The organism is Leifsonia sp. AK011, assembly GCF_013410945.1.
Lineage (GTDB): Bacteria > Actinomycetota > Actinomycetes > Actinomycetales > Microbacteriaceae > Rhodoglobus.
The window spans coordinates 67,907-89,901 of record NZ_JACCCH010000001.1 but is presented as its reverse complement, the minus strand read 5'-3'; the positions used below and the strand labels follow the sequence as shown (position 1 = coordinate 89,901).

Here is a 21,995-nt window from a genome sequence, read left to right as displayed (position 1 = left end):
GGTCGATACAGTGATCCCGAGCGTTCCCCATGCGCGGCGCAGCAACACCCTGAGCTCCTCGCTGGGGCTCGGCGAGAAGCTGTTCGCCTCCAGCGACGAACGTCGGTTCGCGGCCGCCATCGAGGAGGGCCTCGAGCAGGTCGAGGAGGGCCTCCTCGGCGCCATGCAGTTCGCCGACGAGATCGCGGATGTCACGGGCCGCTACCTCCTCGAGGCCGGCGGCAAGCGCGTCCGCCCGGTGCTCACCCTCCTCACCGCGCAGCTCGGCGAGGGCAACAACCCCGAGGTGATCATGGCCGCACAGGCCATCGAGATCACCCACGTGGCATCCCTGTACCACGACGATGTGATGGACGAGGCGGAGATGCGCCGCGGCGTCCCCACGGCGCAGAACGTCTGGGGCAACTCGGTCGCGATCCTCACGGGCGACCTGCTGTTCGCGCGCGCGAGCCGGCTCGGTGCCGAACTCGGCGAGCCGATCCTCAAGCTGCAGGCCGAGACCTTCGAACGCCTCTGCCTCGGCCAGCTGCACGAGACGATCGGTCCGCGCGCCGGCGACGACCCCATCGAGCACTACCTCCAGGTGCTGGCCGACAAGACCGGTTCGCTCATCGCCGCAGCTGCCCAGGTCGGCGTGATCTTCTCGCACGCGCCGCAGGAGTACCGCGCGGCCGTCGCGGCCTTCGGCGAGCGCATCGGAATCGCCTTCCAGCTCGTCGACGACGTCATCGACCTCGCGAGCGAGCTGGATGACACGGGCAAGACCCCCGGCACCGACCTCCGCGCCGGCGTCGCAACGCTGCCTCTGCTCTACCTGCGCCGCGCCGCCGAAACCGACCCGGATGCCGCGGCCCTCCTGCAGCGCATCGAGCGGGACACCACCTCCTTCGGTGAGCCCAACGAGGCCGACCTCGACATCGCCATTGCCGAACTGCGCGCCCACCCGGTGACGCAGCTGACCGTGGATGAGGCCCACCGCTGGGCGCGCTCCGCGGTCGAGGCCCTCGACCCGCTGCCCGAGGGCCCGGTCAAGAAGGCCCTGACGAAATTCGCCGAGACCATCGTGGAAAGAAATAAATGAGCACACTCCGCCTCGCCATCGTCGGTGCAGGGCCCGCGGGCATCTACGCAGCAGACATCATTCTCAAAGCAGAGAAGCAGTTCGGCGTCTCCATCGACCTGTTCGAGCAGCTGCCGGCACCGTACGGTCTGGTCCGCTACGGCGTCGCGCCTGACCACCCGCGCATCAAGGGCATCATCACGGCCCTTCGCGACGTGCTCGACACCGGCCAGATCCGGCTCTTCGGCAACGTGCTCTACGGCCGAGACATCACCCTCGCAGACCTGAAGAACCACTACCACGCGGTCATCTTCTCGACCGGGTCGATCAAGGATGCGCCGCTGCCCATTCCCGGCATCGACCTCGATGGGAGCTACGGCGCAGCCGACTTCGTGAGCTGGTACGACGGTCACCCCGACTTCCCGCGCGAGTGGCCGCTCGACGCTCGTGAGGTCGCGGTCATCGGCAACGGCAACGTGGCGCTGGATGTCGCGCGCGTGCTCGCCAAACACGCCGACGATCTCCTGCCGACCGAGATCCCCGCCAACGTGTACGAGGGGCTCAAGGCGTCCCCCGTCACCGACGTTCACGTCTTCGGTCGCCGCGGCCCGATGCAGGTGAAGTTCACGCCCCTCGAACTCCGCGAGCTCGGCGAGCTCGACGACGTCGACATGGTCGTCTACGAGGAGGACTTCGAGTACGACGAGGCCTCGAAGCTCGCCATCGAGACCAACAAGCAGATCATGGTCATCGACCGGATCTTCCGCAAGTGGCGCGACGAGCCTCAGACGGGTTCTTCGCGTCGCCTTCACCTGCACTTCTTCGCCAACCCCGTCGAGGTGCTCGGAACGGACTCCGTGGAGGGGTTCCGGTACGAGCGCACCGAGCCGGACGGCGAGGGGGGCGTGCGTGGCACCGGCGAGTTCCGCGAGGTTCCCGTGCAGGCGCTCTACCGCGCGGTGGGCTACTTCGGGTCGCCGCTGGATGGCATTCCGTTCGACACGAAGCGGGGCGTCATCCCGAACCGGGAGGGCCAGGTGCTCGACGACAACGACGAGCCCGTCAAGGGCGTCTTCGCGACCGGCTGGATCAAGCGCGGGCCGGTCGGCCTCATCGGTCACACCAAGAGTGACGCGATGGAGACCGTCAAGCACGTGCTCAACAGCCAGGCCGACTGGTGGACGCCATCGAATCCCGAGGAGTCCGCGGTCGTCGAGCTGCTGGAGTCACGGGGTGTCGAGTTCACCAACCTCGACGGATGGCACAACCTCGACGAGCACGAGATCGCCCTGGGCGAGCCGCAGGGGCGGGCACGCATCAAGGTCGTCGATCGCGACGAGATGGTGCGCGTCTCGAACGCGTGAACCGAGCTACTGGGGCTTGACCACACCCATGTTGAGAACCGTCGAGCCGTTGCCGTCGTCGCCCCAGCTGTAGCTCACGGTCCAGGTCTCGTTTCCGACGACGAACGCCTTCATGCCCCCGAAGTCCGCCTCGGACTGCGTCGTGTATCCGGCTGCCACGAGGGCATCCAGGCCGGCCTGCCCCGCGGCGTCATTCGCGAGCTCGATCGTGGCGGAGTAGTTGCCGTCGATCCCGAACGAGGCCAGGATCTTGCCCTCCGGGGTGGGAACCTCGCTCGGCCACCCCGTCGGGAGGCTTGCGCCGGAACCGTCCGCGCTGACGTCGACATCAACGCCGGTCTGCTGCTCGATGGCGCCCTCGACGAGGTTCTCGACGGGGTTGCCGAAGCACCCGGAGAGGGTGAGGGCGAGTGCAGCTGCAAGGGTCAGGGGTGCGAGGATGCGCATGGCGGTGCCTTTCGGAAGAGGAGTCGCTACCGAGGTTAGGAACCCGCCGCCCCCTGCGCCTGAGTAGAAACTACTCAGGCGGCCCGAGCACCGTCTCCAGTTGCAGTCGATTGCGCACGCCGAGCTTGCGATAGATGTTGCCGAGGTGGTTGTCCACCGTGCGCACCGAGAGCCCGAGCTCGGCCGCGATCTCGTGGCTTCGGCGTCTCATCGCAGCAGCTCGAGCGATCACGAGTTCTCTCTCCGTCAACTCGTCCGGACCGGCCGAGTCCGGTGCGAGCGACAGCAGCTCAGCGTCGCCCCGGAGGGCGACAGCGGCACGGCGGCAGGCGCGGGACTCCTCGCGCGACGTGGTGCGTCGAGCGGCGGCATCCCAGGCTTCGACGGCGAGGACGGTCATTCCGACCGCGGCGAGTTGCTCGGCCGAGCGCGCAAGATCGGCCGAGCGCTCCGAGGCCTGCGCGCGTGCGTACTCCGCCAGCACACCGACGAGTGTGCTGCCCGAACGTGTGGCGATCGAGCGCAGGAGGTCCGCGACATCCGCTCCGCGACCGAACCGGCACGCCGTCGCGGCCGTCAACGCGGCAAGCGCCGCATGGCCGGCGAGGATGCCACCCTCCGCGGCATCACGCAGGTGCGCCGCCGCACGCGCGGTCTCGCCGTCGTGCGCCAGTGTCCACGCGTGCGCCTCGGCCTCCTGCAGGATCACCTTGATGTCGCTCGACTCCGCCGAGTCGCCGGCGGGCGCTCCGAGCTGCGCCTCCGCGGTAGCTCGGAGCGCGATGGCGGCACCCTGCAGGCCCGTGAAGTCGCGCCACGCCAGCTCGGTGACCGCTCGATCCGCGTACGCCAGGGCCTCTGTCGCTCGACCGGTGTGCAGGGCGATGAGCCCGAGCGTATAACTCCAGAGGCCCGTCGAATCGGTGCGGGCGCCGTCGTGGCGTGCGCGAGCGAACGCCTCGGCTGGCCCGAGCTGGCCGTCGAAGACGAGCACGAGGAAGTCATTGAGATCCAGCAGTGCCCCGGCGTGGGGGATCACGGCGCGCAGCGGATCGACGAGCGGACGGGCGGCTGCGGTGGCCGCTGCCGTCGCCCCGGTGTCCCCGAGCATCGAGGCAACCATGGCCTGCCCGATAAGCGCAGCGAGTGCGCCGGGGCCGGCGTCGGCCGGGCCGGCGGCGCCGTCGCTCGGGAGGGCCATGCCCGCCATCGAGCCCCACTTCATGAGGTCCGCGCCGAGGAGAGCCCGGGCGGCGTCGCTGGCGAGAGTGGGGAGGCGGGGCGCGGCGAGGGCTACGGCATCCGCAGGCCTGCCGAGCCGAATGGCGAGGTGGTGTCCGAGTCGCACGAGGGCGAGCGCCGACTCGTCGTCGTTCGAGGCGAGATCGACCGCCGCCGAAAGGGCGGTCTCAGCCGCGGGGTCACCCACGGAGGAGAGGGCGCTGCCGAGCGCCAGCTGGCCTTCGAAGGTGGGGGCGCCCTCGCACGAGAGCGTCGCGAGTCTTATGGCGAGAGCGTGATCCTGCACCACATGGGCGTGGGTTGCGGCCCGCGCGAGCCGTCCCGGGTCCGTGGGCAGGCCGTACCGCAGTCGCAGGAGGGTTCCGCGAAACGCCAGTTGTTCATCAGCGGACTCGTCGAGCAGCGCCGAGGCCTCCCCGGCGAGCCGATCGAGCACGCCCGGGAGTGCTTCGGCGATGAGCACCTCAGCGATGAGGGGATGGCTCAGCGCGAGGCGCCTCTGCTCGGGTGGTCCGATCACGACCGCGAGTCCGGCGCCGATCAGGTCGTCGCCCCACTCGCTTGCTAGTCCGTAGGGGAGGGGCTGCGCGAGCGCGAGCAGAATGGCCTGCTCCCGCTGGGGCTGGTCCAACACCGCCAGTCGATCGGCGACGATGGCCGAGACGTGCACGGGAAGTCTCGGTTCGTCGACGATCGCTCCCCGTTCGCCGAGATGGATGGTCCGTTGCTCCTCCGCCGCCAGGGCCAGAGTGCGCAGCACCAGCGGTACACCCTCGCTGCGTGCCAGCAGCGCCCGCACGCTCTCCGGTTCGACGCGTGCCCCGAGCCGCTCCTCCAGTACGGCCTCGACCTCGGCCGCCGTGAGCGGTCCCACGGCAATGCGCTCGAGAACACCCTCATGGTCGAGACGCTGGAGAGGGCCGGTCAGCGGGTGCTCATCTCGGGCGGTCAGGATGCACGGCAGCTTGTACACCCGCACGAGCTGGTACACCGCCGCAGCCGACAGCTCGTCGAGGAGCGGCGCGTCGTCGATGAGGAGCACCGACGGCTCCATGGCGACGATGGCGCCGACCACGTTGGCGAGGCGCTCCGACAGGTCGGACCCGGGGAGGGGAGCCGCGAGCGCTGGCGCGAGCGCCCCGAGGGGCACCTCGGTCAGTTCGGCGAGAGCGACGACATCCACCACCCGACCGCCGCGCCCCTCGGCGACCGAGCGGGCGAGAGTTGTCTTGCCGATCCCGGTGGGTCCGGTGAGGAGCACTGCAGGGAACGGGCGTCGGCGCAATGCTGCCTCGAGTCGATCGCGCACTGCGGCGCGCGGTGCGATCGGCCAGGACATGACCGACTACTGCAGCGCCGCTGTCAGCCGCATGACGTTGTCGAGGGTTGCTGAGGTGCGGGAGCGCTTCATCCACTCCTCGAGGGTGAGCTCGCGGCTCACGCGACGGTAGCTCGCCTCCACCTCGCGCAGGTCATCCACGAAGTCGCGGCTGCGCACCATCACCGAGATCTCGAGGTTGAGGCTGAACGAGCGCATGTCCATGTTGCTCGAGCCGATCACCGCGACCTCGTCGTCGATGGTGAAGTGCTTCGAGTGCAGGACTGTCGGCTCCGGGTAGAGCCAGATGCGCACGCCAGCCCTCAGGAGCTGCTCGTAGTAACTGCGCTGGGCGTGGAAGACCATGAACTGGTCGCCCACCTCCGAGACGAAGAGCTGCACATCGAGTCCGCTCTGCGCTGCGGTCGTGATCGCGTAGAGCATCGAGTCGTCCGGTACGAAGTACGGGCTCGTGATGATCACCTTGTGCTGGGCCGCGTACACGAGGGAGTTGAACAGCCGGAGGTTGTTCTCGCCCTCGAAGCCCGGGCCCGACGGAACCACCTGGGCATCGAGTGGTTCGCGAGCGAGCACAGGGTTGGCGTCGGGGGATTCCCGCAGCAGCAGCTCGTCGGTCTCGCTGTACCAGTCGGTGACGAAGAGCGCGTTGATGCCTGCGACGATGGGTCCCTCGAAGCGCACCATGAGGTCTTTCCAGTGCAGGCCGCGACGGATGTTGCCTGGCTTGTTGTAGCTCGAATCGACCATGTTCTGCGACCCCGTGAAGGCGACGAGGCCGTCCACGACGACGAGCTTGCGATGGTTGCGGAGGTCGGGGCGGCGCCACTTGCCGCGCAAGGGCTGAACCGGGAGCATGAGCTTCCACAGCGCGCCCATGGCGGTGAGTCGTTTGAGGGTCCGCCGGTACCCCGGAGCCCTCACGCTCGCGATGTGGTCGAGGAGCACGCGTACGATGACGCCACGCTGGATCGCGCGCTCCATGGCGGCGAAGAACGGTTCGGTCGTGTCATCCGCCGACAGGATGTAGAACTCGACGTGCACGGTGCTCGTCGCGTTGTCGATGGCGCGGGCCATCGCCGCGATCGAGAGGTCGTACTCGGGGTAGAGCGATGCGCTGTTGCCGCCCACGAGGGGCATGGCCCCAAGGGTGCGGTTGAGTTCGACGATCGGCGGCAGCCAGTCCGGCCACTCCGAGTGCGTGGTGACCTTGTCGATGCCATCGGTGGTCTCGAGGATGTACTTGTTGATCTGCGATTGACGCTTGCGACGCTTACGCGGGAGCTTCCGCGACCCCAGCAGGAGGAAGAGGATGATGCCCACGTAGGGGATGAAGAAGATCGCCAGGAGCCACGCCATGGCCGTCTGCGGTCGGCGATTGCGGGGGATGTAGATGATCGCGAGGACACGAATCGTGAGGTCGCCCGCGAGGACGAGAAGAGCGACCGCGAGGGAGAACCACGCGGTCGCCGGATCTTCGGTCTGGAAACTCACCGGAAGTTCACGAATTGCAAGGCGACGTCGAGGTCCTTCCCCTTCAGTAGCGCCATGGTGGCCTGAAGGTCGTCACGGCTCTTCGACTGAACGCGCAGCTCGTCGCCCTGGATCTGCGACTTGACGGACTTGGGGCCCTCATCGCGGATGATCTTGGAGACCTTCTTGGCGTCCTCCGACGAGATGCCGTTCTTGAGGCTGATCTCGATGCGGTACTCCTTGCCGCTCGGGTACGGCTGGCCCGTGTCGAGGCTGCGCAGCGAGATCCCGCGCTTGATGAACTTCGCCTCGACCACCTCGAGCACTGCCTTCACGCGCTCTTCCGCACTCGCCTTGAGGAGCAGCTTCTCGCCGCTCCATTCGACGGACGCGCCAACACCCTTGAAGTCGTATCGCTGGGCGATCTCCTTCTGGGCCTGGTTGACGGCGTTGTCCGCCTCCATCTTGTCGACCTTGCTGACGATGTCGAATGAGGAATCTGCCATGCCGCCCATGGTAGCGGGGGGCACCGAATCGCGGCACCTGTGTCGAGCGTCCAGACTCGCGTGATAGGAACGAGGCATGGTCGCGCGCTGGGTTCCGTTTGCTGGCGCGGGGGCCGCGGTCGTGGTTGTCGGTGTGATCGCAGCGGTCGTTCTCGTGCCGCAGAACCCCGAGCAGGTGCCGCGAGAGCCGGATGCCCCGAGCCTCACCTTCGCGGAGCAAGCGCCAGCACCCCAGTCCGCCGCGGAGCCCACCGGCCCCGGACTGATCGGACTCGTCGACGCGGACTGGGTGAGCCGCACCGCGGCGACCACGGGCATCCCGCGACAGGCGGTTCTCGCCTACGGGGCTGCGGCGCTGAATGCCGCAGAGACCTCCCCGGAGTGCGGCATCGGGTGGAACACCCTCGCCGGCATCGGATACGCCGAGAGCGATCACGGTCGCCACGGCGGTGCGACCTTCGAGGAGAACGGGCACGTGTCCCCCAAGATCTTCGGGGTTCCCCTCGACGGAACATCCACGGCGCACATCCCGGACACCGACAACGGCGAGTTCGACGAGACGGCCGACATCGACCGCGCGATCGGCCCCATGCAGATCATCCCGCAGACCTGGCGCAGCTGGCCCTCTGACGCGAACGGGGACCTCGTTCCCGACCCGCACAACATCTACGACGCAGCGCTCGCCGCGGCGAACTACCTGTGCAACGCGACGACGGACTTCCGCACGCCGGAGGGCTGGGCCGCGGGCATCGCCGCCTACAACGCGGACCCGACGTACATGACCACGGTCGCGACGGCCGCCCAGAGCTACCTGGACATCACGAGGGGCTAGCGGGAATCCTTGCTGCCGCTCGGCCGCGCGGTACTGGACCGCACGATGAGTTCGAACGGCAGCGGGGTGTTGGTCGCCCCGGCCTCCCTGTGCCCGGGCTTCAGCTCATCCATGAGGATGTCGACGGCCATGCGCCCCTGCAGCGCGGGGAACTGCGCCACCGTCGAGAGCCCGAAGAAGTCGCTGAGTTCGTGATCGTCGACGCCGATCACGCTCACGTCGTTGGGGACGTTCAGCCCGAGATCGCGTGCGGCGAGCATGGTGCCGATGGCCATCTCGTCGGATGCCGCGAACACCGCCGTCGGTCGTTTGCGCGGGTTGCCCAGGATCTGCTTGGCCGCCGCGTACCCACCTTGCAGGGTGAAGTCGGCCGCCTCGAACAGGTCGGGGTCCGGGGTGATGCCGACGGCGACCAGCGCCTCCTCGTACCCGACACGTCGCTTGGATGGCACGTGGAAGTCCATCTCCGAGTCCTTGTTGCCGCCGATGTGGGCGATCGAACGGTGCCCGAGCGCGAGCAGGTGCTCGGTCGCGAGTCGCGCGACGGCGTTGTCGTCGATGCTGAGGGTGCGCACACCCTGCATGGAGCCGCCGACGCCGACGATCGGCTTGCCGAGGTCGTGCAGGCGGCCGACCTCCGCCTCGGTGAGTTCGAGCGCGATGGCGATCACCGCATCCACTCGCTTGCGCAGCAGGAAGTGCTCGAACACGCTGCGACGTTCGTCGCCGCCGCCCGAGAGGTTGTAGAGCGTGAGGTCGTACCCGTGGCTGAGCAGCGCGCTCTCCGCGCCCTCGAGCACGGCACCGTAGAACCAGCGGTTGAGGAACGGGATGACGATGCCGACGTTCTTCATGCGCCCGGTGGCGAGCGCCGAGGCGTGGGATGACACGACGTAACCCAGTTCGAGGGCAGCAGCGTGCACCCGCTCTCGGGTCGCCTCCGACACGTGTCCATTGCCGCTCAGGGCACGAGAGACGGTCGCGGTCGAGACCCCGGCGAGCTGGGCGACTTCATTGATTCCCGGCATGCAACGCTGCTTTCCTTGGTCGCTGCCATCGTACCGGGGATGCCCGTTGCCGATCGCCGCGGCCAGATGCACACGCTCGCCTCGACGCGCCGGTGAGCGTGGGCCGACGCGCGTCCGTCGACGCGGTTGTGTGTATCCGCCCACTTGGTGGTCACATCGGCCCCCTGCGTCTTGTATTCTTGTTCAGCGCGTTCGGACAGGTGAATACATGTGGCCGAAGGCGCCTCGGCAAGTTACCCAAGCGGCCAAAGGGATCTGACTGTAAATCAGACGTTTTCAACTTCGGGGGTTCGAATCCCTCACTTGCCACCAAATGATGAAGGCCCCCGCGATGCGGGGGCCTTCATCATTTCGCGGTAAGTGAGTTCTGAGAACTCCTCTTGGGCCCCCGCTGAGCAGTCAGCCGGATCGCGAAGCGATGTGGCGGCGGCTCAGTAGGGGAGTCGAATCCCTCACAGAAGAAGGCCCCCGCGACGCGGGGGCCTTCTTCCAACACAGAGGGACCGCTACGGCGCAGTGATCGCCCCCACCGTCAGGATGACGCGCGACTCCGGGTTCTGGCACGCCTGGTAGTCGCTCGTCTCGATCACGAACGAGTCGGTCGCGCCGGGGAAGAAGATCCGGAAGCCGTCAGCCTGCACGGGGTTGCAGTCCTGGGCGTTCGCGGGCGAGATGTTGAGCACGGCGCGAGCCGTGCCATCTACCTCGAGGGTGACGGGGGTCGGTGCCACCGACTCCTCGCGGACTGCCTCGGCGCCGATCGTGGTGCCGTTGCTGAGGGAGATGAACTCGACGCGCGGGAAGCCCTCGAGCGTGCACGCGACCTGCTCGCCGAAACGGTTCTGGTCGCCCGAGTTGGTGAAGACGATCGGAACGGAGATCACGCCGCCGTTGTCGACGGGGTCACCGAAGGTGGCCTTCGCATTGTCGGTGGTGCAGGCGGTGATGGCCGAGGGGGCGTCCGGGTCGACGGGGGTCTCGTCGGTGTCGCCGCCGGTCGTGGGCGGCGTGGTCGCGGCATCCGTCGGCGAGGCCACCGTGCCATCCGGCGTCGTCGACTGGGGCGCGAGAACGGCGAACGTCACGCCGGCAGCGACGGCCAGTGCCACGATGACACCGAGCGCGATGAGGAGATTGCGGGTGCGGTTGCTCTTCGGCTCGTCAAGCTCGGCAACGGCGCCGGCCTGTTCCTTGCGGCTGACGTCTCCGCGCGCCCTCTTCTCGAGTTCGGTGCCTGGGGTGTCCCCGGTGGGGCCCGCGGTGGGCTCGGTGGGGTCAGTGGGGTTACTCATGGGTGGATCCTTCGTAGGGGGAGAGCGATGACCACGGCTTCGTGGTGACTCACAACAATCTGCGCAACGTACCAGAATTCGCTGGCATCTAACAGACAGGATGCCCGGTCTCACCGTCCTCTCGGCCGCGTGCCGTCCACCCGCGCCTCGTAAGCTGTGCGGGTGACTCGCGAACTGCTCGACATTGCCAGGACCGTCGCAACCGAGGCAGGAGCGCTTGCCGCCCGCCGACGCTCAGAGGGGGTCGAAGTCGCAGCGAGCAAGTCGTCCGTCGTCGATATTGTGACGGAAGCCGACCGCGAGACCGAGGCTCTCATCCGCGGGATGCTCGCCGATCTGCGTCCGCAGGATGGCTTCTTCGGCGAGGAGAGCGGGGCGGAGGCAGGCACGAGCGGCCTGACCTGGCTGGTGGACCCCATCGACGGCACGGTGAACTTCCTCTACGGCATCCCCCACTACGCCGTGAGCATCGCCGTGGTCGAGGGCGACCCCGATCCGCTCACCTGGCGCGGCCTTGCCGGTTGCGTCACGAACCCGGCATCGGGCGAGACCTTCACGGCGCGAGACGGAGGCGGGGCGTGGTTGGGGGATTCCGAGATCCACGTCGCGGATGCGGTCGAGTTGCCCCAGGCACTCATCAACACGGGTTTCGCCTACGGGTCGGAGATGCGCGCGGAGCAGGGCGCTGTCGCTGGAACCCTGTTGCCGCGGGTGCGTGACATCCGTCGCCTCGGCACGGCCTCGCTCGACCTGTGTTTTGTGGCTGCGGGCCGCACGAACGCCTACTTCGAACGCAACCTCAGCCCGTGGGACCACGCGGCCGGCGCGATCATCGCCCGCGAGGCCGGTGCCGCCGTGAAGGGTCGAGGGGATGCCCCGGCCGGCCGTGATTTCATGCTGGCGGCTCATCCCGTGGTCGCCGCCGCCCTCGAGGAGCTGCTCGAGGAGTTGGGCGCATAGTCGCCCGGCTGGCGCCTTCCAGCCACAGCGGTTAGCCTTGACCCACTGGTTTTCTGTGGCGCTCCCCTGCGCCTGACACAACCCGACGCAGCTGGTCGCAGCATTCTGGGCGCGGCCATCGTGAGGAGTGCCCTATGTCATTGCGCGAGCGTGACGAGTCGGCACACCCCGAAAGACAGCACCACACTCCACCCCAGCCGCTCACTCGTCGCCAGTCGCGCGAGGCCGAGAACGGCCGCGGGGTCGTCTCGTCGCGCTCGGCGAAGCCGTCACGCACGAAGGCCCGCTCGGCACGCCCGGCCCGATCGAGTGTGCGCCGTTCGCTCTCGTCCACGAAGCCGGTTGCGTCACGCCCCCAGGGTCAGGAGTCGGTGCCGCGGAGGATCTTCTCCTTCGGTGCTCTCCTTTTTGTCGCTGCGCTGGTCGTCGGAATGAGTGTTCCCGCGAACGCCTTCCTCACCGACCCGCTGACGGTGGCGACCTCCGTGGAGGCCCCGACAACCCTGCGGGGCCAGTCGATCGAGGTCTCGTCGGATGCCGCGGCCGCCCTCCCAGCCCGTGACGGCTACGAGGTCAAGACGTACGCGCAGCAGCTCCAGGAGAAGTACGCGAACGTGAGCTACACGTTCTCGGCGACGAACGGTGCCGTGCGGTGGCCGTTCCCCTACGCGGTGACGATCACCGACGGATTCGGTCCGCGTCCGGTGAACGTGTCGGGTACCGCGTTCCACAACGGTGTCGACTTCACGCCCGGTGAGGGCACCCCCATCTATGCGATCGCGGACGGCGTCGTCACGACCCACTCGGAGGACCAGGGCGGCTTGGGCAACCACGTCGTCCTGCAGCATGACATCGGTGGACAGAACATCGAGAGCGTGTATGCGCACATGCAGTACGGCTCGAGCCCCCTCGCCATCGGCGACCAGGTGCGCGTCGGCGACTTCATCGGGCTCGTCGGCAACACCGGTACGAGCTACGGGGCGCACCTGCACTTCGAGCTCCACGTGGACAAGGTTCCCGTTGACCCGTTCGTGTGGCTCACGAACAACGCGGTGAACTGACGCCCTGAGCACGCATCGCGTGCGATGGCGGCAGATCGAGGGACGCGCCCTTCCGGCGCGTTGTATCGAGATCTATGCGCGCAACCACACGGTGGTGTCGCGCGGCAGCGCACCACCGGTGACGTCGTCGCTCGCGAGGAGCACCTCTCCGACGGGGAGTTCGACGGCGATCTTTCCGAGGTTGGCGAGCACCGTGACATCCCCGTTGCGGAAGGCGACGACCTTCTTGTCGTAGCCCTTCAGCCACGTGAGAGCGCCAGCTCCGAGGCCGAACTCGCGGCGCAGCTGGAGGGCCGCGCGGTAGAGCTCGAGCGTGCTGCCGGGAACGCCGACCTGTGCGTCGCGGGCGTACTGCGCCCACTCCGCGGGCTGCGGCAGCCAGCTCTCGCCGGTCTCGTTGAAGCCGAAGGCGGGTCGGTCGGACTCCCACGGGATCGGAACGCGGCATCCGTCGCGCCCGTACTTCTCGCCGTCGGTCCGGAACCACGTCGGGTCCTGGCGCGCCGAGTCGGGCAGCTCCATGTCCTCCGGAAGGCCGAGTTCCTCGCCCTGGTAGAGGTACGAGCTACCCGGCAGGGCGAGCATGAGGGATGTCGCGGCTCGCGCCCGACGCAGGCCAACCACCGGATCGGGCTTGCCTGGCGTCTTCGGTCCGATGCCAGCACCCTGCGGGGGCGCATCCTTGGGCAGGGACAGTCGCGAGGCGTGACGCACCACGTCATGGTTGGAGAGCACCCAGGTCGCGGGAGCGCCCACCTCGGCGAACGCCTTGATCGACTCGGTGATGACGCGCTTGAGCGCCGACGCCTTCCAGTCGGTGAACATGTAGGCGAAGTTGAACGCCTGGCTCATCTCATCCGGTCGCACCCAGAGCGCCACCTTCTCGAGCGGGTCGACCCAGGCCTCAGCGCAGAGCACACGGTCGCCCGGGTACTCGGCCAGAACCTTGTGCCAGCCGCGCCAGATCTCGTGGACGCCCTCCTGGCCCCAGTAGGGCGGGTCAGGCGGTGAGTCCTGGATCACGGGCTCGAGGGGGGCGACCTCGGATGATGGGACCTGGGCTCCACCCATCGACGCTCCGTCGGCGGGCGGCGTGTAGTCGGGCAGCCCGTCGGCCTTGATCATGCCGTGCGCGACATCCACCCGGAACCCGTCGACTCCACGGTCGAGCCAGAAACGGAGGATGTCGTAGAACTGCTCGCGCACCCACGGGTTCTCCCAGTTGAGGTCGGGCTGCGACTTGTCGAAGATGTGCAGGAACCACTGGCCGGGGGTGCCATCGGCGTTGGTCGTGCGCTCCCACATGGAGCCGCCGAACACCGACTCCCAGTTGTTCGGGGGAAGCTGGCCGTTCTTGCCCTTGCCATCGCGGAACATGTAACGGTCACGCTCGGGCGAGCCCTCGGGTGCCGCGAGGGCCTCCTGGAACCAGGCGTGATCGGACGACGTGTGGTTCGGGACCATGTCGGCGATGACCTTCAGGCCGAGGCCGTGGGCGGTCTCGAGCAGCAGGTCGAAGTCGGCGAGCGTGCCGAAGAGCGGGTCGACGTCGCAGTAGTCGGACACGTCGTATCCGGCATCCCGCTGAGGGGAGCGGAAGAAGGGGGAGAGCCAGATCGCGTCGATGCCGAGGTCGGCAAGCGACGGGAGGCGCTTGGTGATGCCCGCGAGGTCGCCGACGCCGTTGCCGTCGTCATCCGCGAAGGAGCGGGGGTAGATCTGGTAGATCACCGCCGTGCGCCACCACTCGGAACCGGCGGTCGCCGTCTGTGCAGCGGCGAGCGATTCGGCCGAGGCTTCGATGTCTTCCACGGTGATCTCGTCAGCGTCGTCAACGGTCTTATCGGGCGTGCTCTCGGCAGTATTCTCGAGGGTCATCCCAACACGATACGACATAGCGCCCATCTTGCAAGCGCTTGCAGGATGGCGCGGATGCATCGTTCACGCGCGCGTAACACCATGGCCTGCAACGCATTCAGCGGATCGCCGCGCGGGTGCTAGTCTCTTACGGTGCCAAAACGGCGGTGACGCCTGGTTGTGCGCCCCCTTAGCTCATTGGTAGAGCACTTCCTTGGTAAGGAAGAGGTAGTGGGTCCGATTCCCACAGGGGGCTCGGTCATCCTCACGGATGCCGGGGCTGAGTAGCTCAGTTGGTTAGAGCGCACGACTCATAATCGTGAGGTCGCGGGATCGTGCCCCGCCTCAGCTACCAATGAGAAAAGCCCCTGCATAGCGGGGGCTTTTTCATTGGTAGCCGAGGCTGTCGTCACTATCCTTCTTGGGCCCACGCCGAGCAGTCAGCTCGCAACATCCGCCGACTGTTCCGAAATGGTCGCTAAATCGCCGCGAATGACAGCCATATCGGAACACTCGCGGCCCGGAGCGTCCCGCAGCTACGCGCTGAAGGCCCGCTTCGCCTCGGCGAGCGTTGCATACGTGCCGATCGGCTTCGAGAGGCGCACGGCGGTGAACTCGCCGCCGCTGTTCTCGATCATTCCCGCGAACTCGCCGCCGGACTTGCCGACCCACAGGCCGGACTGGATGCGCACCCACTCAATGGGGGATGCGACCCGGGCTGCGTCGACCTGCGCTGATACCTCGCGTGCGGGGCGGGTCATCGTCATCGTGGCTCCTTGTACGAGCGTTTGCAGGGTGCCAGGACGTGCTACTTGGTGTGGGTACTGCGGTGCTGTACCGATGAGTCTGCCCCTCTCGGCCGACCTTGTCGAGACGACTGGGCGAACTCATAGTGAACTCGACGGAATGTGACGGTGGATGACTCGTCAGACCGCTGCGAGCGCCTCCGCGATCGGCACATCGCCGTCGATGAACTCGACGGTCTTGCCGATGGTTGTGGGCTGGACGAGGGCCTCCGCGATGACAGCTGCGACGTTGCCGCGCGAGACCGTTCCCCTCTCGCCGGTGACGGCGATCGTGCCGGATGCCGGCTCCAGGGTGAGCGCGGACGGCCCGAGGATCGTGTAGTCGAGCCCGGAACCCCGGAGGTGCTCGTCGGCTGCGGCCTTCGCCTCGGCGTAGCGGAAGAAGGAGTCGGACTCGGGAACGCCGTGGTCCTTCCTCGCGCCGGAGTAGGACACCATCACGTAGCGGGAGACGCCGGCAGCGCGCGCCGCGTCCATGGTGCGGATCGCGGCATCCCGGTCGACGGCGTAGGTGCGCGTGCTGTCGCCGGCGGCACCGGCCGACCACACGACGGCGTCGTGGCCCGCGATCAGGCTGGCGAGCGTATCCGTGTCCATAGTCTCGACGTCGGCGAGCACCGGTGCGGCGCCGGCCATCGCGACATCCTCGAGGTGTTCCTGCTTGCGGACGACGGATGTCACGTCGTCACCCCGCCCGGAGAGCAGAGGTGTGAGCAGCAGCGCAACCTTGCCGTGCCCGCCGATGATGATGATTCTGGACATGGTGCCTCCCCGAGCTGGCCGAGCTTCCAGCGTACGCTCGGCCAGCCGTGCACCGGCTGGGCGCTAGCCGAGTCCGACGAACGGGATGAACGCGGTGAGGATGGCGGCCGTGAGGAAGATCGCCACGGCAACGCCACCGAGAATCAGCTTCGTGCGGGTGGCCCGCACGACTGCGGCGACGCCGAGGAGGAACAGGGCGATGGCCATGAGCACGGTGTTGAGGGTGAGGCGGTCGCTCAGGTCGTTGAAGCCGTCGCCCTCCTGAATGACGGCGTCCGCCTCGGCCTTCAGGTCCTGGTATCCACCGAACAGGTGGTCGAGGTAGTCCTCGTTGTCGAGCGGGCTGTACCAGAGCTCTGGGTCGGCCTCGTTCTGGGCATCCGCCCACTGGATGGCCGACTCGAGCTCGGGCGAGACCGACTGGAAGTAGATCGTGTCGTACTTCGCCTGGGCAGAGGCGGCGATAGCGGGGTCGCTGCTCTCGGAATCGATCGAGAGGTCGGTGAGCTGGTTGATGAGCTGGGAATCCTGCACGTACTGCTGGTTGCCCTCGAGGTAGAGGGACTCTGCCTCGGTCGCCTTGTTCGAACCGATCGTGTAGTTCTGGGTCATCTTGCCGTCGTAGAGCGCGCTCTGGAAGGACGCGTACGCGGTGGCGATGGAGACGAGCCCCAGCAGGATGGCAACGATCAACTCGAGCCTGTCGTTGAACAGCGAGCGGGTGGGGGTCGACGGGGTTGCGGGCTCGGTCACGGTGCTCCAGATCTCGGGTGGTTCGCGCCAGTTTAGGGGTGCGGGACACCCCCGGATGTCGGTGGGTACCCGTAGCCTGAAAGAAATACCGCGACACGCCGAAACACTAGATCTAGTGGAATGACATCCGTGTCATTCGGGTTATATAGTGGAGACCCACCGGCAAACAGCCGGTAACCACCAAGATTCGGCGCCGGTTCTTCCAGCGCCCGGTTCTTCAGACTTAGGGAGGATCCCATGGACAACGAGACCGACACCATCGGCGGCTATGCAGTCCCGATGGACCCGATGGATCTTCTGCAGTGCGATAGCTGCCAGTAGGCGCATCCACTCCCAAGATTCGAAACCCCGGCCACCTCAGGTGACCGGGGTTTCGCCATTCCCGGGTGCACCGTTCTCGGCGATGGCGCAGCCGATATTCAGGTTCTCCGAGAACCGTTCGCCTATCATCGGCGGATGCTCCGCCCACCCGCCCCGCGACTCTCGAAGGTCGCACTTGCCATCGGTGTCGCCTACGTCGTCGTCCTCGTGGCCCTCACTGTTGTTCCCACTCCCAGCACGGATACGCTCGGAATCGCCGGCGGCGCCTTCCGTCCGGAGGCCTGGCTCACGACCGCCACGTGGACCGGCGGCTGGCCCGGTGAACTGCTGGCCAATGTCATCCTCTTCATCCCTGTCGGCTGGCTCGCGGCGCGCACTCTTCCCCTGCCGTTCGCCGTTGCAGCGCCACTGTTGCTGACGGTCTCGATCGAGTTCGCCCAGCTGTTCCTGCCTGGTCGGGTGTCCGACCCGCGCGACCTGGTGGCGAACTCCGTTGGCGCGCTCCTCGGGATCGGGCTGGCCCGCCTCCTCGCACGGCGGCCACCGGAGTCGAAGACCGGCGGCGCGGTGCCTCCTCACGCCGGTCTCTCCCCGCGCCCTTAAACTGTTCGGATGCCAGTGAACCCCGAATTGCAGGGCCGCATGTTCCCTCCGGTCGCTCCCTACCTCGTGGGTCGTGAGAAGGTGCGCGAGTTCGCCCGTGCCGTCTTCGCCACGAGCCCGCTCAGCACCGACCCGACCGCAGCCATCGCGGCCGGCTACCCGGATGTCGTGGCCCCGCCCACGTTCCCCGTGGTCGTGCAGGAGGCGACACTCGCGCAGCTGCTCGCCGAGCCCGACGCCGGCATCGACTTCTCGCGTGTGGTCCACGGCGACCAGCGCTTCACGTACAGCCGCCCGGTGGTGGCAGGGGATGAGCTCACCGCGACGCTGGCCGTGACATCCATCAAGACCCTGGGGGGCAACTCGATGGTCACCGCCGAGTCGACGATGGTGGATGCCGCGGGCGAGCACGTCGTCACGGCGATCTCGACTCTCGTGGTGCGGGGTGATGACGCGTGAGCGAGATCTCGGTCGCCGTCGGCGATATCGTCGCCGAGCACACGCAGCACATCACGCGCGACTCGCTCGTGCGGTACGCCGGAGCGTCCGGTGACTTCAACCCGATCCACTACCGCGACGACATCGCCGAGTCGGTCGGCCTCCCCGGGGTTCTGGCGCACGGCATGCTCACGATGGGTCTCGCCGTACAGCCTGTCGTCGACTGGCTGGGCACTCGCGGCTGGGTGAGTGACTACCAGGTGCGCTTCACACGTCCCGTCGTCGTCGACCCCGCCGAGGGCGCGACGCTCACGATCGTCGCCAAGGTCGGAGCGGTGGATGACGCGGGCCTCCGCATCGACCTCACCGTGACCTTCAACGACGCGACCGTGCTCGGCAAGGCGCAGGTACGTGTGACCCTCTCCTGATGGACCTCGCGCCCTTCACCACGATGCGCGTCGGCGGACCGGCACGCGAGTTCGTGCGAGCATCCACCGAGCAGCAACTCGTGGATGCCGCGATCACCGCGTGGAGCTCCGGCGAGGACCTGCTCGTGCTCGGCGGTGGATCCAACGTGGTCATCTCCGACGAGGGATTCGACGGAACCGTCATCCACGTCGAGTCGCGCGGCATCGAGCGCTTGGCCTCCGAGGAGGGCTCCGTGCGCCTCCGCGTGCAGGCTGGCGAACCGTGGGACGGGCTCGTCGAGTACACGGTCGAGCAGGGTTGGGCCGGCATCGAGGCGCTCTCCGGGATTCCCGGGTCCTCCGGTGCGGCGCCCATGCAGAACATCGGTGCGTACGGCCAGGAACTGTCGTCGAGCCTCACCGCGATCGACTTCCTGGACTACCTCGAGGGGGAGGTCGTTCGCGTGCCCGCCGAGGAGCTCGGCTTCGGCTACCGCACCTCGGCGCTCAAGCGCGGCCGCCTCGGTGTCGTCGTCGCCATCGAGCTGCGTCTCGACGAGACCGACACCACCACGGCTGGTTACGAGCAGCTCGCGACTGCCCTGGGCGTCGAGGTGGGTGCTCCCGTGCTCGCCGCGCAGGTGCGCGAGCGGGTGCTCGCGCTGCGGGCATCCAAGGGCATGGTGCTCGACCCTGACGATCCGGACTCGGTGAGCTGCGGGTCGTTCTTCACCAATCCGATCGTCAGCGAGAGCTTCAGCCGCACGCTTCCCTTCGACGCTCCGCAGTGGCTGGAACCGGACGACGTCCACGTGAAGCTCAGCGCGGCGTGGCTGATCGAGCGGGCGGGCATCCCGCGCGGATTCGCCCTGCCGGGGTCGGATGCCGCGATCTCCTCGAAGCACACGCTCGCGATCACGAACCGGGGTGGCGCCACCGCCGAGCAGGTCGCGGAGCTCGCGCGCTACGTCCGAACCCGCGTGCTCGCCCAGTTCGGCGTGCTGCTGCAGCCGGAGCCCGTCGCGATCGGCGTGACCCTCTAGCCCAACCGGCGCAGGTGGATCGCCGCGTAGGCGAGAGCGGCAACGGTCTCGCCGTCGGAGATTGTGCCATCCGCGATCATCGTGAGTGCGTCGGCGAACGGAACCCAGCTAACCTCGCCGATGCCCTCCTCCTCCTGGGTGGCCGCGGTCTCCGCGCTCGCGTCGAGAGTCAGCTGGCGCGCCAGGTAGACGAACTCGGGGGCATTCGCGACACCGTTGAGGGCGTTCATCCGTCCGAGGAGGGTCCAGTCGTCCGCCACGAGCCCGGTCTCCTCCCGGAGCTCACGCTGCGCCGCGACGAGCGGGTCCTCGCCGTCGGTGCCGCCGGCTGGCACCTCGATCGACGGCCCGCCCGTGGCGTAGCGGTCGATCTCGACGAAACACACGCGGTCGCTGTCGTCGACGGCCACGATGAAGACCGCGGGATGCCGCACCGTCACGACCCCGTAGATGCCCGGCCCGCCCGGCCCGATCACGTCGTCCTCGCGCACCGACAGCCAGCGGTTCTCGTAGACGGTGCGGGACGAAAGGGTCTGCCAGGCCATTCCCTCACCCTAGGCGGAACCCCGGGTGTCAGCGCCAGGCGCTACTGTCAGACGCCAGAAGGCGCGACCAGGCTGAGGAGAACACGGTGATCGAAGCACGCGGCCTTGCCCGCACGTTCCTCACGGGGCGGGGCAAGCAGAAGTCCGAGGTGGTCGCCGTTGCGGGCGTCGACATCGATGTCGCCGAGGGGGAGATCGTCGGCTTCCTCGGTCCGAACGGCGCGGGCAAAACCACGACGCTCCGCATGCTCACCACGCTCCTCAAGCCCACCGCGGGCAAGGCCACGGTCGCGGGCTTCGACCTGGCGACGGAGCCGGTCAAGGTGCGCCAGGCCATCGGCTACGTCTCGCAGAGCGGCTCAACGTCGAGCCTCGCCGTGGCGGGCAGCGAGATTGTCGCGCACGGTCGCCTGTACGGCATCAGCAAGCAGCAGGCGGAGTCCCGCGGGCGCGAACTCTTCGACCAGCTCGACCTGGAGGGGCTCTGGGATCGCCCGACCAAGACCCTCAGCGGCGGCCAGCGCCGTCGCCTCGATATCGCGATGGGGCTCGTGCACGACCCGCGCCTGGTGTTCCTCGACGAGCCGACGACGGGCCTCGACCCGCAGGCCCGCGCCAACCTCTGGACCCACATCTCCGACCTGCGCACCAAGCGCGGTTCCACGGTCTTCCTCACCACGCACTACCTCGACGAGGCCGACGCCCTCTGCGACCGCATCATGGTCATCGACCACGGCGTGATCGTCGCGAGCGACACCCCGGAGGCGCTCAAGCAGCAGGTGTCCGGCGACCTCGTCGCGTTGACCCTGGCCAGCGAGGCGGATGCCGCGGCAGCTGCCACCACGCTCGCGGCGGTCGCGACATCCGAGGTCTCCACCGACGGCCTCCTCGTCTCGGCGCGCGTCACCAACGGCGGCAAGGCCATGCCCGACCTGCTTCGCGCGCTGGACGCTGCTGGCGTCTCCCTCGAGTCGATCGAGGTTCGGCGCCCCACCCTCGACGATGTCTTCCTCACCATGACGGGGCGATCGCTCCGGGAATCGGACTAGCCATGCGTATCTTCCTGCGCGACACAGGCATCATCTTCGGCCGCCAGCTCAAGCTCGCCCTGCGCGAGCCGATCTGGATCGTGATCGGTCTCACCCAGCCCGTGCTCTACCTCGTGCTGTTCGGCCCGCTGCTGGAGCCGCTCGCGGCCCAGCTCGGCTCCGACAACGCCTACCGGCTCTTCGTACCGGGGCTCCTCGTGCAGCTCGCGGTGTTCGGCGCCCTGTTCGTCGGCTTCGGGCTCGTGGGCGAGTACCGCGACGGCGTGATCGAGGCAGAGCGTGTGACGCCGGCCTCGCGCACGGCGCTCCTGCTCGGGCGGGTGCTCAAGGACATGCTGCAGGTGAGTGTGCAGAGCGCGATCCTGGTGGGGCTCGCGTTCGCTTTCGGTCTGCGCGGCTCTCCCGCGGGCATCCTGATCGGGTTCCTCATCGCGGTTGTGCTCACGGGCGCTATCGCGTCGGCCGGGTACGCGCTCGCGCTCACGGTGAAGACGGAGGATGCGCTGGCTGCAGTGGCGAATGGCGTCTCGCTTCCGCTCATCCTGCTGAGTGGCATCCTGCTCCCGATGACGATCGCGCCGGAGTGGCTGCAGCGGCTCTCGGACATCGTTCCCGTCAAGCACATCGTGCAGGGCATCCGAGATCTCTTCGCCGGCGACCTGGTGGGGCCGGGGCCGCTCTGGGCGCTGTTCTGGACGGCAGTGCTCATCGCGGCCGGAGTCTGGATCGGCACGCGCGTCTTCCGGCGCCAGAACGCGTAACGGCCGCCAGATCTCGTCGGTGAGGTTTCGAGACGCTCGCTGGCGCGAG

The 21,995-nt window shown here is 67.8% G+C and carries 22 protein-coding genes and 3 tRNA genes; 14 read left to right on the top strand and 11 right to left on the bottom strand.

Annotated elements, in window-relative coordinates; genetic code table 11:
* Nucleotides 1-10 precede the first annotated feature (10 nt).
* Nucleotides 11-1,081 carry a polyprenyl synthetase family protein gene (locus HDC94_RS00455; protein ID WP_179493871.1) on the top strand — a complete coding sequence of 357 codons (1,071 nt, stop codon included), beginning with the start codon at nucleotides 11-13 and terminating at the stop codon, nucleotides 1,079-1,081.
* Nucleotides 1,078-2,424 carry an FAD-dependent oxidoreductase gene (locus HDC94_RS00450; protein WP_179493869.1) on the top strand — a complete coding sequence of 449 codons (1,347 nt, stop codon included), beginning with the start codon at nucleotides 1,078-1,080 and terminating at the stop codon, nucleotides 2,422-2,424. Before HDC94_RS00455 ends, HDC94_RS00450 begins: the two co-directional genes overlap by 4 nt.
* A 6-nt stretch (nucleotides 2,425-2,430) precedes the next feature.
* Here HDC94_RS00450 and HDC94_RS00445 read toward each other — a convergent pair whose 3' ends face one another.
* The 4 genes from HDC94_RS00445 to HDC94_RS00430 all read right to left on the bottom strand — a co-directional run bounded on the left by HDC94_RS00445 (nucleotide 2,431) and on the right by HDC94_RS00430 (nucleotide 7,428).
* Nucleotides 2,431-2,871, bottom strand: a complete 441-nt coding sequence (locus HDC94_RS00445; RefSeq protein ID WP_179493867.1) for a hypothetical protein — start codon at nucleotides 2,869-2,871, stop codon at nucleotides 2,431-2,433.
* Nucleotides 2,872-2,941: 70 nt separating this feature from the next.
* Nucleotides 2,942-5,452, bottom strand: coding sequence for a LuxR C-terminal-related transcriptional regulator (locus HDC94_RS00440; protein WP_179493865.1), 2,511 nt, complete (start codon nucleotides 5,450-5,452; stop codon nucleotides 2,942-2,944).
* Between the two features lie 6 nt (nucleotides 5,453-5,458).
* Nucleotides 5,459-6,943: a cardiolipin synthase gene (gene cls, locus HDC94_RS00435; RefSeq protein ID WP_179493863.1), complete on the bottom strand. Its 1,485-nt coding sequence runs from the start codon at nucleotides 6,941-6,943 to the stop codon at nucleotides 5,459-5,461.
* Entirely contained in the window at nucleotides 6,940-7,428 is a 489-nt protein-coding gene (locus tag HDC94_RS00430) for a YajQ family cyclic di-GMP-binding protein (RefSeq protein ID WP_179493861.1), read from the bottom strand. Before HDC94_RS00430 ends, cls begins: the two co-directional genes overlap by 4 nt.
* 76 nt (nucleotides 7,429-7,504) lie before the next feature.
* On the opposite strand from HDC94_RS00430, the gene HDC94_RS00425 reads away from it, so the two are divergent.
* Complete coding sequence (locus tag HDC94_RS00425) at nucleotides 7,505-8,260, top strand: hypothetical protein (RefSeq protein ID WP_179493859.1); 756 nt, start codon at nucleotides 7,505-7,507, stop codon at nucleotides 8,258-8,260.
* Here HDC94_RS00425 and HDC94_RS00420 read toward each other — a convergent pair.
* Nucleotides 8,257-9,288 (bottom strand): LacI family DNA-binding transcriptional regulator, encoded by a 1,032-nt coding sequence (locus HDC94_RS00420; RefSeq protein ID WP_179493857.1) that lies wholly within the window; start codon nucleotides 9,286-9,288, stop codon nucleotides 8,257-8,259. The genes HDC94_RS00425 and HDC94_RS00420 overlap by 4 nt on opposite strands.
* A gap of 227 nt (nucleotides 9,289-9,515) precedes the next feature.
* On the opposite strand from HDC94_RS00420, the gene HDC94_RS00415 reads away from it, so the two are divergent.
* Nucleotides 9,516-9,600, top strand: a tRNA-Tyr gene (locus tag HDC94_RS00415).
* Nucleotides 9,601-9,794: 194 nt separating this feature from the next.
* On the opposite strand, the gene HDC94_RS00410 is transcribed toward HDC94_RS00415, so the two are convergent.
* Entirely contained in the window at nucleotides 9,795-10,580 is a 786-nt protein-coding gene (locus tag HDC94_RS00410; RefSeq protein ID WP_179493855.1) for a DUF4232 domain-containing protein, read from the bottom strand.
* Nucleotides 10,581-10,736: 156 nt separating this feature from the next.
* On the opposite strand from HDC94_RS00410, the gene HDC94_RS00405 reads away from it, so the two are divergent.
* The gene (locus HDC94_RS00405) at nucleotides 10,737-11,540 is read left to right on the top strand and encodes an inositol monophosphatase family protein (RefSeq protein ID WP_179493853.1); all 804 of its coding nucleotides are present in this window, start codon (nucleotides 10,737-10,739) and stop codon (nucleotides 11,538-11,540) included.
* A 134-nt stretch (nucleotides 11,541-11,674) separates the two neighbouring features.
* Nucleotides 11,675-12,601 (top strand): M23 family metallopeptidase, encoded by a 927-nt coding sequence (locus HDC94_RS00400; protein ID WP_179493851.1) that lies wholly within the window; start codon nucleotides 11,675-11,677, stop codon nucleotides 12,599-12,601.
* Between the two features lie 72 nt (nucleotides 12,602-12,673).
* On the opposite strand, the gene HDC94_RS00395 is transcribed toward HDC94_RS00400, so the two are convergent.
* Nucleotides 12,674-14,479: a glycoside hydrolase family 13 protein gene (locus HDC94_RS00395; RefSeq protein WP_179493849.1), complete on the bottom strand. Its 1,806-nt coding sequence runs from the start codon at nucleotides 14,477-14,479 to the stop codon at nucleotides 12,674-12,676.
* A 163-nt stretch (nucleotides 14,480-14,642) separates the two neighbouring features.
* Here HDC94_RS00395 and HDC94_RS00390 point away from each other — a divergent pair.
* Both HDC94_RS00390 and HDC94_RS00385 read left to right on the top strand, forming a co-directional pair.
* Nucleotides 14,643-14,714 (top strand) — tRNA-Thr (locus tag HDC94_RS00390).
* A gap of 22 nt (nucleotides 14,715-14,736) precedes the next feature.
* A tRNA-Met gene (locus HDC94_RS00385) sits at nucleotides 14,737-14,813 on the top strand.
* Nucleotides 14,814-14,994: 181 nt separating this feature from the next.
* Here HDC94_RS00385 and HDC94_RS00380 read toward each other — a convergent pair.
* From HDC94_RS00380 to HDC94_RS00370, 3 genes are all read right to left on the bottom strand, one after another.
* Complete coding sequence (locus tag HDC94_RS00380) at nucleotides 14,995-15,225, bottom strand: hypothetical protein (RefSeq protein WP_179493847.1); 231 nt, start codon at nucleotides 15,223-15,225, stop codon at nucleotides 14,995-14,997.
* Nucleotides 15,226-15,384: 159 nt separating this feature from the next.
* Nucleotides 15,385-16,026: an SDR family oxidoreductase gene (locus tag HDC94_RS00375; RefSeq protein ID WP_179493845.1), complete on the bottom strand. Its 642-nt coding sequence runs from the start codon at nucleotides 16,024-16,026 to the stop codon at nucleotides 15,385-15,387.
* Between the two features lie 63 nt (nucleotides 16,027-16,089).
* Nucleotides 16,090-16,779, bottom strand: coding sequence for a hypothetical protein (locus HDC94_RS00370; protein ID WP_179493843.1), 690 nt, complete (start codon nucleotides 16,777-16,779; stop codon nucleotides 16,090-16,092).
* A gap of 456 nt (nucleotides 16,780-17,235) precedes the next feature.
* Here HDC94_RS00370 and HDC94_RS00365 point away from each other — a divergent pair, with 456 nt between their 5' ends.
* The 4 genes from HDC94_RS00365 to HDC94_RS00350 are packed head-to-tail and all read left to right on the top strand — an operon-like array spanning nucleotide 17,236 to nucleotide 19,591.
* Nucleotides 17,236-17,703 (top strand): VanZ family protein, encoded by a 468-nt coding sequence (locus HDC94_RS00365; RefSeq protein ID WP_179493841.1) that lies wholly within the window; start codon nucleotides 17,236-17,238, stop codon nucleotides 17,701-17,703.
* A gap of 9 nt (nucleotides 17,704-17,712) precedes the next feature.
* Nucleotides 17,713-18,162, top strand: a complete 450-nt coding sequence (locus HDC94_RS00360; RefSeq protein ID WP_179493839.1) for a MaoC family dehydratase N-terminal domain-containing protein — start codon at nucleotides 17,713-17,715, stop codon at nucleotides 18,160-18,162.
* Nucleotides 18,159-18,569: a MaoC/PaaZ C-terminal domain-containing protein gene (locus HDC94_RS00355; protein ID WP_179493837.1), complete on the top strand. Its 411-nt coding sequence runs from the start codon at nucleotides 18,159-18,161 to the stop codon at nucleotides 18,567-18,569. The genes HDC94_RS00360 and HDC94_RS00355 overlap by 4 nt, the downstream gene beginning before the upstream one ends.
* Nucleotides 18,569-19,591, top strand: coding sequence for a UDP-N-acetylmuramate dehydrogenase (locus HDC94_RS00350; protein ID WP_179493835.1), 1,023 nt, complete (start codon nucleotides 18,569-18,571; stop codon nucleotides 19,589-19,591). The genes HDC94_RS00355 and HDC94_RS00350 overlap by 1 nt, the downstream gene beginning before the upstream one ends.
* Here the strand turns inward: HDC94_RS00350 and HDC94_RS00345 are convergent.
* Nucleotides 19,588-20,136 carry an NUDIX hydrolase gene (locus tag HDC94_RS00345; RefSeq protein WP_179493833.1) on the bottom strand — a complete coding sequence of 183 codons (549 nt, stop codon included), beginning with the start codon at nucleotides 20,134-20,136 and terminating at the stop codon, nucleotides 19,588-19,590. The two genes, HDC94_RS00350 and HDC94_RS00345, sit on opposite strands and share 4 nt — an antisense overlap.
* An 86-nt stretch (nucleotides 20,137-20,222) precedes the next feature.
* On the opposite strand from HDC94_RS00345, the gene HDC94_RS00340 reads away from it, so the two are divergent.
* Together HDC94_RS00340 and HDC94_RS00335 are read left to right on the top strand one after the other, a co-directional pair.
* Nucleotides 20,223-21,185, top strand: a complete 963-nt coding sequence (locus HDC94_RS00340; protein ID WP_179493831.1) for an ATP-binding cassette domain-containing protein — start codon at nucleotides 20,223-20,225, stop codon at nucleotides 21,183-21,185.
* Between the two features lie 2 nt (nucleotides 21,186-21,187).
* Nucleotides 21,188-21,946, top strand: coding sequence for an ABC transporter permease (locus tag HDC94_RS00335; protein WP_179493829.1), 759 nt, complete (start codon nucleotides 21,188-21,190; stop codon nucleotides 21,944-21,946).
* The last annotated feature ends 49 nt before the right edge of the window (nucleotides 21,947-21,995 follow it).